Origin of the sequence: Methylobacterium nonmethylotrophicum (assembly GCF_004745635.1) — a bacterium.
Classification (GTDB): domain Bacteria; phylum Pseudomonadota; class Alphaproteobacteria; order Rhizobiales; family Beijerinckiaceae; genus Methylobacterium; species Methylobacterium nonmethylotrophicum.
The window spans coordinates 1-3,259 of record NZ_SRLB01000084.1 but is presented as its reverse complement, the minus strand read 5'-3'; the positions used below and the strand labels follow the sequence as shown (position 1 = coordinate 3,259).

General features: G+C 57.2%; 5 protein-coding genes. 2 read left to right on the top strand and 3 right to left on the bottom strand.

Going from position 1 to position 3,259, the window contains the following annotated elements:
* The first annotated feature begins 289 nt into the window (after window positions 1–289).
* Complete coding sequence (locus tag EU555_RS35845) at window positions 290–523, top strand: hypothetical protein (RefSeq protein ID WP_135420145.1); 234 nt, start codon at window positions 290–292, stop codon at window positions 521–523.
* 998 nt (window positions 524–1,521) lie between these two features.
* Entirely contained in the window at window positions 1,522–1,743 is a 222-nt protein-coding gene (locus tag EU555_RS35840; RefSeq protein WP_135420143.1) for a hypothetical protein, read from the top strand.
* Window positions 1,744–1,865: 122 nt separating this feature from the next.
* Here EU555_RS35840 and EU555_RS35835 read toward each other — a convergent pair whose 3' ends face one another.
* The 3 genes from EU555_RS35835 to EU555_RS35825 all read right to left on the bottom strand — a co-directional run.
* Complete coding sequence (locus EU555_RS35835; RefSeq protein ID WP_135420141.1) at window positions 1,866–2,054, bottom strand: hypothetical protein; 189 nt, start codon at window positions 2,052–2,054, stop codon at window positions 1,866–1,868.
* Entirely contained in the window at window positions 2,051–2,320 is a 270-nt protein-coding gene (locus tag EU555_RS35830; protein ID WP_135420140.1) for a hypothetical protein, read from the bottom strand. Before EU555_RS35830 ends, EU555_RS35835 begins: the two co-directional genes overlap by 4 nt.
* Window positions 2,321–2,323: 3 nt before the next feature.
* The coding region (locus tag EU555_RS35825) for a hypothetical protein (protein WP_205821064.1) at window positions 2,324–3,259 on the bottom strand (936 nt) is incomplete at its 5' end.

Below are 3,259 nucleotides of genomic sequence, written 5' to 3'. Positions count from 1 at the left end.
CTTCGTTCCCATCACGTCCGTCCTCCGTCGGCTCAAAGCCATACTTCAGGCCGGACCACTCCGCTGGGGGCTGACCACTGGCGGCGGCGCGAGCGCGGGAAATCAACCCGCCCGGATCAAGCGCGATCATCACGTACCTCTCGCGCCACGCGCCTCGATCAGGCGGATTGCGGACGAGGGCGTTTAGAGAGAAACTCTGACCCCCGCTCTTGATACAGTGCTTTATCGCACGCCTTCCTCCTCCGACGCGTGTTATATGCGCGCTTGATCGCATTCGGAGGAGGATGCCATGGGTTGCTTCAAGAGCGCTGATGACCGTGAGGGCTTCAAAACCTCAGCGGCACCCAAAAAATCGCCGGATGATGAACTATCTGACATCGATTTGCATGGTGCGACTGGCGGCCTCAGCATCCAGGTAGGGTCTCAATCAGCAGGGATGTATTTCAGAATATCACCTGCGAAAATCGTCGAGGAAACAACTCGCTCTCGTTCAGGCGGCGGCGGTGGCGGTGGGGTGAGTTAACAACGAAGATCAGCGTTGTAGAAATAAGCGACAGACGTGCAAGATTATAGTCATATCGCTGCATTATTGACCCGTCACTCATCTTCCAGTAGATCTGCAAGCGTGCCGTCGCGCTGCATATTACAAACGTGTCCCGCAAGCTATAATGGCTATCGCAACCCACGCTTCAGCTAATATTTACATGTAACGTGCGAGCGCACACCGAAAATCCCCCTAAAATGGTCATACTTGGGTTGCGGCCTATGTTAGTTAGGTCATCCGAGGAGGCGACTATGATTGAAATGATCGGCAAATTTCTAAGGCGTACTGACCCTTCTACTCTGATAAATCCTAGTCTCAAATCGACATTTCTGTTGGAAGACGAGCAGCTGGCAAATATCTCTGGCGGTGTCATACCTGGCCCAGAATACGATCCGCACGCTATGCTTGTGCACGATCTATTAGTTGCTAGATTAGATAAAACTAGCAAATCAATGAGTTCTCCAAATATAAAATCCCCTATTTTCTAAGTAGAATGATGGTTTGACACGAAGCAAGGCAGCTTGGGCGCGGGAGAAAATTCATGCTTCGGATTGTCGGCTTTATCATGTCGATGCTAGTTGCAGCATTGGCGATTTCGAAGTCGGCTATAGCCTGCGGAGCCGGACCATCTACCGTCATTCGCGATGGGAAGGTCTATGAGGTGTACTTGCGCTGTGGTCTACTACATACCTCACCCACGCGTGAGGAACAGCGGGTGCGCGCTAAGCAGTTGGAGCATCCGCCCGCGCCCAAGCTCTCTATTATGGAAGACACCAGCTCCCGTAGGGGCGAAGAACATTCCCGAAAGCAATAAACTTATATATAAAATACTTCTACATATTTATTACGAGATCAAATGCCTTTTATGGGGTTTTTACGACCCTCTTTTGAGCATGATGTGCCACTGCGCACAATAGTTTTAATAAGAATGAGGTAAGCATTGCAGGCGCAAAAGCGCGCATCTGCAGGAGGTAGCAATGAACACTCATAAAAGCGACATATACAAGCTCGATATAATTGATAATAAATTAGAAAACAGAGATGCAATCGAAGACGCAGAACTTGATATTGTTACAGGTGGTTATGTTATTACTCCATCATATACGCAATATCTTATTAAAGGCATTATAAATCAACAGAGTACGAATGGAAAATTTGCAACAAATGGCTCATGGCCATATTATCCGCCGTTGCATTGATAAGATGCGATTTAAAAAATGGTAACGGCATTTGGTAACGCGTCGAATGCCGTGACTGGACCTTTCGTGCGAAGGTCCATCAAGGGCGCGGATCAGGGTGACCGAGGTGATGGCTGCCGATCTCAAATTCCTCCCGCCAGAAGCCAGAGGACGAGAAGGCCAGTAGCGGTGAGCACGTTGCCTTTCCCGGCCTCGTGGCCCGCCTCTGCCAAGATCCGGCGCTGCATGGCCCGGAGCCGCATCAGGCCGAAGGCGACGCTGCGGGGCTGACCGAGGGCGAGAGACAGGCGGGCGGTAGCGGCGAGCTTCACGGGCGCTTCTCCTGGGTGATGAGTTCGAGGTCGCGGTCGCCACCGCGAAGCCAGATCACTTGCGAGTCGTGGCCCTCGGGGGCGCCGAGGGACGGCTCGTCGTCGGCGCCGTCCTCGAGGTCCGGATCGCCGTCCATCTCGTTGAGGATGGCAATCAGCTTGTCGGCGGTGTCGAGGGCGGCTTGCGCCGCAACCTCGATCTGCTCGCGGAAGGTGACGGCGGGCGCGGGGCGAGGCCGGGGGCGGAAGGTGAGAGTGTCGGCCACGGCTCAGGCTTCCCAAGCCTGAGTGATCTCGCGCATCAGCGCGTCGCTCCGGATGCGGTCTTCGCAGTCGAGTTCGTGGCGTAGCCGCAGGACCAACGAACGGTCACGCTCCTTCACGTTGCGAGGGGTCCGGCTCGCCATCTCGCCGACGATCCGATCCACGATGAGGCCGGCGCGCTGCTCCTCGAAGTCTGCGATCTTGCCTGCCTTGGTCAGGTGAAGCCAGCCGCGCGGGTCTCTCCACGCGATGCTGTAGGGCCGTGCGCCCACGCCCTCCCAGAGATGCCGGGCAGCCTGGTAGGCTTCGTGGAGGTGAGTGAGCTGCAGCACGTCGAGTGCCGTCAGGTCGACCTTCTCGGCAGACAGCGCGGCAGGGTCGCGGCCATACCGCTCGGCCTGCGCCTCGGCAAAAACCTGATCGGAGCGGTGAGCGAGGGCCTGCAGCGCGTCAATCCGCAGCTCGCGCGTGACCCGGGCTTCAAGGTCGGCGCAAGCTGCTTCGTCGAGATCATTGCATGCTGCATTGAACTGACGGGTGCACTCGGCACGGGCGATGTGATGCAGGCGCGTCGCCATGAAGGCGATCCACTCGGCCGCAGGCTTCGTGAACAGCGTGCCGGCGGCATCGGCGTAGGTCACAAGGCCGGTCTCGCGGTCGTAGGTATCAACCCGCACCGCCACGGCGTTGTGCGACTTCGACGCCCCCCTGTCTGTCTGCGAGACGGCCAGGGCGGCATCGCACAGGGCATCGGGCGCCGCCAACGCCTCCGGGTCGGTGTCCGGGCTGCTCTGGCGCATCGCCTTGGACAGGTAGGCGGTGAACGCTAGGCAGCCGGCAACAGTGGTCGGCCGGGTCGTTAGCTGTAGCGGCGCGCAATCGAACTGTGGCGGAGGCGCAATCGAGGGCGTTTTCCGGCGCACGATCGGTGAGACTGGAGA